Consider the following 6186-nt stretch of genomic DNA (forward strand, 5'->3'; position numbering starts at 1 on the left):
CCCCGTGCCACGCCCGCAGCCCTACGACCGATACGAAGACCCCACGCGCCCGGACGACGACCAGACGTCCTGGGACACCCCGCTGGGCCTGGTGGCGCTCTACGCGCCGACCCAGGCCGTCCCCTATTACCGGATCGTCTGGGGCAACCCGCAGGAGGGCACCACCGTCGGCAGGTACTTCGACCGGGGCTGGGCAAAGGCCCTCGTGCGAGAGCAGCTCATCGTCGCCGGCGCGACGCCAAGAACGGAGCAGCCCGTGTCGGTGGGGATCGACTACTGGCTGTCGCCGGAGCGCCCGAAGCCGCGGGGCTCTTGGGGCGAGTCGCACACAAAGACGATGACCTACTACGCCGAGCGGTACTTCAGGCCGGTGTTCGGAACCACCCGCCACCTGGATCTGCGGCGCTCTCACGTCCAACAGGCAGTGAACCTCGCCCCGACCGAGTCCGAGGGGAGGAACGTCCGCCGCGCAGCCCGATCGCTGATCGGGGCGCTGCGCCAAGGCGACTACCTCCTGGAGAACCAGGTGATCGACCTCGCCACGGTCTGGTGGCACGGCGTGCGAATCGTGAAGGTCACCGACCAGAGCGATGGCAGAGTCGACTTCGTTCCCCGCAGCAAGCGACCCACCCACACTGAGGTGAGGGCGCTGCGCGAGTCGATGGCGAGACGCCGCCGAAGAGGCACCAAGGGGTGGCGAGCGCTCGCCGTCGAGCTCGCCGCATACTCAGGGGTCCGCCGCGGCGAGCTCGCCGTGCTGGACGACACAACCGTCTCAAGTGATGGCCGCATCCGCGTCCAATGGCGGCTCGAGACCATCGGCGGACCGCACCTCGCTCTGCCCAAGGGGAACAAACGCCGGTGGACCACATACCCACAGATCACACCGACCGGCTTCCCCCTGGCCGACGCCATCGCCGAGCGCCTGGACGAGATCGCGAGAGAGAAAGCTGCTGGCACGAACCCGCGGGGACTCCTTTTCCCGTCCGAACGCGGAACCTGGCTGCTCGGCAGCAACTTCCATCGCGACGTCTTCGAGCCTGCGGCACTTTACGCTGGCTGGCCCTTCGTCGAAGAGGTGAAGCCTTGGGGCATAGGAAAGACCCGGCGCCAACGCACCTGGGCCCTCACCTGGCACTCGCTTCGACACACCTTCGTGACGTGGCAGCTCGAAGACCTCCACCAGCCCCCATCGCGAGTCGCGACTCTCGCCGGTCACGAATCAGCGGAGTTCACCCTCGCCCGCTACGTCTCCGGCACCACTGACGACATCACCGACTCCCTGGCCGCCCTCGGCTGGCGCACGGACGAGGCCGAGGTGCCAGCACAGCTCACCGGCCACCGCGAGCCGGTTACCCCACAGACGAGCTTCATCGCGAGCTAACGGTTGCCGGATCGCTCGTGCACGCTCGCTGCGACAGGAGGGAAGCGCGAGCGGGGTGCTGTCACGCTACATCTGCTGAACGTCGGGTTTCGTTCGCTTGGGTAGTGGGCGGTGGATCAGCGCCGCGTGCAGTTCGGCCCGAGTTGGATCGGGAATGGCGTGCTGGATTCGGCGCCGCGGTCGAAGTTCGGTGTGAACTGTCTGGAGGACCGCGAGGTCGGAGGCGCGGGTAACGGGCATGTAGCGCTCCCGTACGGGTTGAACGAGGCTACCTGTGCCGGTGACCAAGCGCGGTACGGTCAATCGCCTCAGGTAGGCACCGCGTGCAACACCGTCTTCGACGATATCGGCAATCCGTTCGTCGAGCTTGTCGAAGAGCTCCTCGAAGCCTTTAAGAGCGCGAGGATCGATGATGGTGTCGTGCGCGAGAGCCGCGAGTCTGCTAACCGCGTTCGCTCCTTCAGCGGCGGCGAGCTCGCCCTTGCCGAGTTGTCCGCCGATGTCGCGGAGCTGCTGCTGAATCAGCGAATACGTCGCAGCGCGCGACTCCCACCGTTGTGCCAGTCGCTGATCGACCCTGGCGGCGAAGGGAGCGAGTCGGCTCGACAGCAGCCGCTGCGAGTCGACGACGAGGCGCAGGTTCACGGCATTCGGGAACGACTTCAGGCGGACTAGCAGGTTGTGCTCGGCCTGGAGGACGCCGAGGATCCCTGGCCTGGCGTGTCCGCGGATCGGCTTTGTCCTCGGACGCCAGCCCTTGGTGTCGATGGAGTAGTCGGGCTGACCGAGGCTGACGTCGAGAGCGGCTGCCAAGGCTGCCCAGCCGAGTCGGGCGCCTTGATGGAGATGCTCCCAGTCTGGGGTGTTCCGGTATCGCTGATCTAGTACGACGAGCGCCTGTGCGATTGCCGCAACGTCACCTACCAGTGCCCGGGCCTGCGGCACGTCCATGTGGGCCGCGAGCTCACCGCCCGTGTCATGTTCAGCCAGGGCGGCCGCACGAGCCGCCTCGCGCCAGTGCTCCACAACCTCGTTGCCGCTCGGCGTCGTCAACAGCTCGGTCGACGCGGGCGGAGTGGATGACTGCGTCGTCGCATTGTCGAGCGCTCGCGCGAGTTCTCCGGCAGCGGACACGCTGGGTCGGTCGGCGCGGAACGGATTCGCTGGTTTGGCCGGCAGGTTGGGGAAGATGAGCGGCGAGGCTGCCTTCATCGCCTGATTGCACCAGATCAGGACGCTTTGCCGGTACTGCCGGATCTGCAGTCCCTGACCGTCGCGGTCTGGCTCGGAAGGGCCACCCAAACGGAGCTGAATCCGATGCTGCCGCAGAAGCGCGGCGAGCTCGCGACGCATGGCGGCGCCGTTCTCGCCGTACATCACGCGCCGTCCACGGTGTGTGCGTCATCGAGCATGGCGAGGACCAGCTCGACGCTCAGTGGATCGATGCCGTATTGCTCAAGTTCCTCAATGCGCGACGAGGCAGCGGCAAGCAGGGCCGCCCGATCGCCGGGAAGAGTCTCGTCGTAGAGGGCCGGCGATTCATCACCATGAATACGGTCGAGCTCCATCAGCACGTGCTCGTACGCGGACGACGCCTCGACGGAACCTGCCAGGTCCGCCAGCGACGCGACATACGTGCGCGCCTGCCCAAGCGCGAGCGCGTGAGGATCAAGCATGCTGCCCTCCGTTCGTGGGTCCTGGAGCTCGACAGTCCTACGACCGCTGCGTGTGCGATGGCGCCGTTGGCCTTCTGTGGATAGTCGCGCCCGGTGCGCGCATATGAGCCCTTGGCGTCTCAGCCGACAAAGTCCTGGTTCGCCACATGTTCAGTACGGCGCCGTCGCAGGATGTCGTCGCGCACGAACTCCTCGAAGTCGCGGTCGCGGTCGCGGATCTCGACCTCACCGCCGGAAGCTTCGGCCGGCTCACCCGGCCAGGTCGTTTGTCGTGTGGGGCGGTCTCGGTCGAGCCGGGTTCCACAGATGGCGACCCAGTCACGTAGCCGGAACCGCGCGTCAGCGAAATCGCGTAGCCAACCGATCGGCGCCGAGGGCGAGGCCGTCTCGTGGTAGGCGCTGAGCCAATGCGTGTGGAGAGCGGACAGCTCCCACACCAGCTCATCGTGGCGATGCCAGTACGGCGGAACGATGGCCGGGGGCAGCCCAAAGCTCACCCTGAGCCACTTAACCCACCTGTCGAGGTCGCGCCACTCGACTTCCGCCTCATCCGCGGTCAGCAGGTTCCAGTTGATCGGCGCGGGCGGCTCATCGAAGAACTCGCCTCGTCGTCGATCACCGTCGTCACCTGGTTCACCTTCGTACTCCTGCACGTCAGTCGACGAATCAGAGGCCGACCGCTGGCGGCTGCGAAGCGGGAGCGAGCTCGGGATCGACCGAGATTTGGCGTCCCCGTTGGACCGTGTACCTCGTCCGGTTCGCGTTGTGCCCGATCTTGCGGGCGACGAACTCCTCCTTGATGACGCTGCCGCCTGGATTCTCGACTTCGTACTCGTGGACGTAGCCGCTGGCCAGGAAGCTGTCACCGGGTTGGAACCGCGCGTAAGTCTCCCGGGCAGTGCTCTCGAAGGCGACCATGTCGTGGAAGGTTGGGTCGAGCTTTGTGAAAGTCCCGTCCACCTCCTTGCGCCAGTGTTCGACGCCGACGCGGACGCGGGCGTACTCCTTGCCTGCCTCTGTGAAGTGCAGTTCGGGCGCGGTAGCGATGAAGCCGACCAAGCTCAACTGGGTCTGGATGCTCATCATGACTCCTGACTCCATGCGGCCTCCGGATGAGCACCGCGTTCAGGGGTTAGGTGCGCGGCCGCCCCCGCACCGGGTTTTAGGGCAGCTTCGGGAAGATGGCAGTTCCTTCTCCGACGCCATCTACCGGATGTGACGCGTCCTCGGCACCGATCGGCGTTGCCGGCTTCGGCCTGTTGCGTTCTTTCGGGTCGGCTCATACGGTGATGCGAACCTGGAGGGGGTCACGTTGACAACAGATGAGCATGGAGCCACCCGCGCCGACCGCACCAGCGCAGCCGCCCGACTGCTCGAGATCGCGGCACGCAACGCAGACGAGCTTCTCGGGGAGGCGAGGGCCGAGGCTACCGCGATCGTGGCTGCGGCGCAGAGCAACGGCGACCAGCTCGCAGAGTCGAGCCGGGCACAGGCCGAAAGAGCGATCGAGATGGCCAACGCGGAAGCCGACCAGCTCCGGGCCCAGGCCCACGCCGAGGCCGAAAGAGTACGCACCGAGCTCGAGCAGACCCGGGCGCAGCAGCACGCCGAGCTCGAACAAAACCGAACGCTTGCTCAGGCCCAGGTGCAAGAACTGGCCGAGCAGCGGGCGGTCCTGGAATCCGAACTGGCCCGGTTGCGCGACATCGAGAAGCAGGTTCGCGACCGGGTGCGGCGATTCCTGGCGGATCAACTTGCGCAGATCGACCGCCCCGCCCTGAGCTTGGTCGTACCTCAGCGCGGGTCTGCCCCGCATGAAACCGTTGGACGGACGCAACCGCGATTCGGCTCGCCCGCCTGACCGCACTGCCCCCGCGACCCGGTCGCACCACGCCGGGCTCGACGGGCTGCGGCTTGAGCTGGCAGGGACGCCCGTGAGGCCGCGGCGTGTTGCTTCGATGACGGCGCTCAACGCGAGCGCTGCGTGGGCCGTCGTTGGGCGGGTATCGTGTCGCCGGTTCCACGACAAGTACGCGGGGGACGAGTGAAATGAAGGATACAAATCATGAAGGTGACCATCGATTCCAGCGAATCGCTCGAAAGCGCGATCCGGGTCCTTAGCGCCATGTACGACGTCACCCTCACGGTTGCTACCGAAACACCGACCCCGGCGCCGGAGTCGGCGCCCACTAAGAAGGCAAGCTCGGCGCGCAATGCGAAGCGCAGCGGGTCAGTGAAAGCTGCACCGGTCGCGGTGACCGCGAAGCGACCAGCCCGCGCCTCAAGGACGACGGCCGCGAACGTGAGCGCTTCCGAGCTCCGGTCTTGGGCCCGGGCAAACGGATATGACGTCAGCAACCACGGACGACTTCCGGCCTCCCTCGCCACCGCCTACCGCGAGGCTCACAAGAAGAACTGAGCGCACAACGGGGTCACGGGCGCAGGTGCGATCTCAGCATCTCCGACTCACGCGGCCGGGTGGCACACAACAAACTGGGTTGACCGGGCTCGGTGAGATGCCCGCTTCCGCTGGTGATCTGAGTGTGAGCCCACCGAAGACGCTGGATCTTGAACCAACTGACGTGAGGGCTCAGCGTCCGCCGGCGATGCGGTCGCCCAGGGACGAGCGGACGCATTCACGCTGTGTTGGGCTTGAGCGGCGGCAGGAGCTCGCTGATAGCCCAGCCCCATTCGTCGAGCTGGGCTGCGACCCACTGGGCGGTCGTCGCCACGTCGGATCCACCGATTGCGATCGTCGTGCACATCTCGGCCCTGTCGTACGCCAAGACGATCAGATCGCCGCCCAGTACGAGTGCAACGGACCACCGATCCTCGGTAGTGGCCCCGCAGCCGAGCAACGCTGAACGAACGGCGTCCAGCGGCGCCCTGATGGACAGGAGGGCCGGTAAACTTGTCTGCGCCGCCCGGCGCGGCATTGCGCGAATCGTAGAGCCTTCGCACGGCACGTGAATAGTCGAGTTCCCGAGGGCGGATGAATCGAGAATCGACCATGCAGCACCCCCAGAGGCGTATCAACCTCCGGTCGTGCAATTCGGTTGTGGCGCAGGCTGGGCGCCAACCCCGGTGTCAATGGCCAGGTTGCGGTCCCCGCTGGTGGCCAACTGA

Annotated in this window: 8 protein-coding genes; 3 read left to right on the plus strand and 5 right to left on the minus strand. The window is 66.4% G+C overall.

Going from position 1 to position 6186, the window contains the following annotated elements:
• Window positions 1-4 precede the first annotated feature (4 nt).
• Window positions 5-1384 (plus strand): tyrosine-type recombinase/integrase, encoded by a 1380-nt coding sequence (locus EFL26_RS17170; protein WP_123224127.1) that lies wholly within the window; start codon window positions 5-7, stop codon window positions 1382-1384.
• A 66-nt stretch (window positions 1385-1450) separates the two neighbouring features.
• Here EFL26_RS17170 and EFL26_RS17175 read toward each other — a convergent pair whose 3' ends face one another.
• From EFL26_RS17175 to EFL26_RS17190, 4 genes are all read right to left on the minus strand, one after another.
• Window positions 1451-2761: a hypothetical protein gene (locus EFL26_RS17175; protein WP_148046757.1), complete on the minus strand. Its 1311-nt coding sequence runs from the start codon at window positions 2759-2761 to the stop codon at window positions 1451-1453.
• Window positions 2761-3060, minus strand: coding sequence for a hypothetical protein (locus EFL26_RS17180; protein WP_123224129.1), 300 nt, complete (start codon window positions 3058-3060; stop codon window positions 2761-2763). Before EFL26_RS17180 ends, EFL26_RS17175 begins: the two co-directional genes overlap by 1 nt.
• Window positions 3061-3179: 119 nt before the next feature.
• Entirely contained in the window at window positions 3180-3713 is a 534-nt protein-coding gene (locus EFL26_RS17185; RefSeq protein WP_183408236.1) for a hypothetical protein, read from the minus strand.
• A 13-nt stretch (window positions 3714-3726) separates the two neighbouring features.
• Window positions 3727-4143 carry a single-stranded DNA-binding protein gene (locus tag EFL26_RS17190; protein WP_123224155.1) on the minus strand — a complete coding sequence of 139 codons (417 nt, stop codon included), beginning with the start codon at window positions 4141-4143 and terminating at the stop codon, window positions 3727-3729.
• Between the two features lie 229 nt (window positions 4144-4372).
• Between EFL26_RS17190 and EFL26_RS23920 the strand changes: the two genes are divergently transcribed.
• Together EFL26_RS23920 and EFL26_RS17200 are read left to right on the plus strand one after the other, a co-directional pair.
• A complete protein-coding gene (locus EFL26_RS23920) occupies window positions 4373-4921 on the plus strand; it encodes a flotillin family protein (protein ID WP_148046758.1) in 549 nt (182 codons plus the stop codon).
• Between the two features lie 204 nt (window positions 4922-5125).
• Window positions 5126-5479, plus strand: coding sequence for an Lsr2 family DNA-binding protein (locus tag EFL26_RS17200; protein ID WP_123224131.1), 354 nt, complete (start codon window positions 5126-5128; stop codon window positions 5477-5479).
• A gap of 217 nt (window positions 5480-5696) precedes the next feature.
• Here EFL26_RS17200 and EFL26_RS17205 read toward each other — a convergent pair whose 3' ends face one another.
• Window positions 5697-5996 (minus strand): hypothetical protein, encoded by a 300-nt coding sequence (locus EFL26_RS17205; protein ID WP_123224132.1) that lies wholly within the window; start codon window positions 5994-5996, stop codon window positions 5697-5699.
• Between the last annotated feature and the right edge of the window lie 190 nt (window positions 5997-6186).

Origin of the sequence: Nocardioides pocheonensis (assembly GCF_003725535.1) — a bacterium.
Lineage (GTDB): Bacteria > Actinomycetota > Actinomycetes > Propionibacteriales > Nocardioidaceae > Marmoricola > Marmoricola pocheonensis.

Bases quoted from the DNA above. Each gene is read 5' to 3' on its own strand.
- EFL26_RS17190 (WP_123224155.1), bottom strand. From the start codon at position 4,143: ATGAGCATCCAGACCCAGTTGAGCTTGGTCGGCTTCATCGCTACCGCG.
- EFL26_RS17200 (WP_123224131.1), top strand. From the start codon at position 5,126: ATGAAGGTGACCATCGATTCCAGCGAATCGCTCGAAAGCGCGATCCGG.
- EFL26_RS17175 (WP_148046757.1), bottom strand. From the start codon at position 2,761: ATGTACGGCGAGAACGGCGCCGCCATGCGTCGCGAGCTCGCCGCGCTT.
- EFL26_RS17180 (WP_123224129.1), bottom strand. From the start codon at position 3,060: ATGCTTGATCCTCACGCGCTCGCGCTTGGGCAGGCGCGCACGTATGTC.
- EFL26_RS17205 (WP_123224132.1), bottom strand. From the start codon at position 5,996: ATGCCGCGCCGGGCGGCGCAGACAAGTTTACCGGCCCTCCTGTCCATC.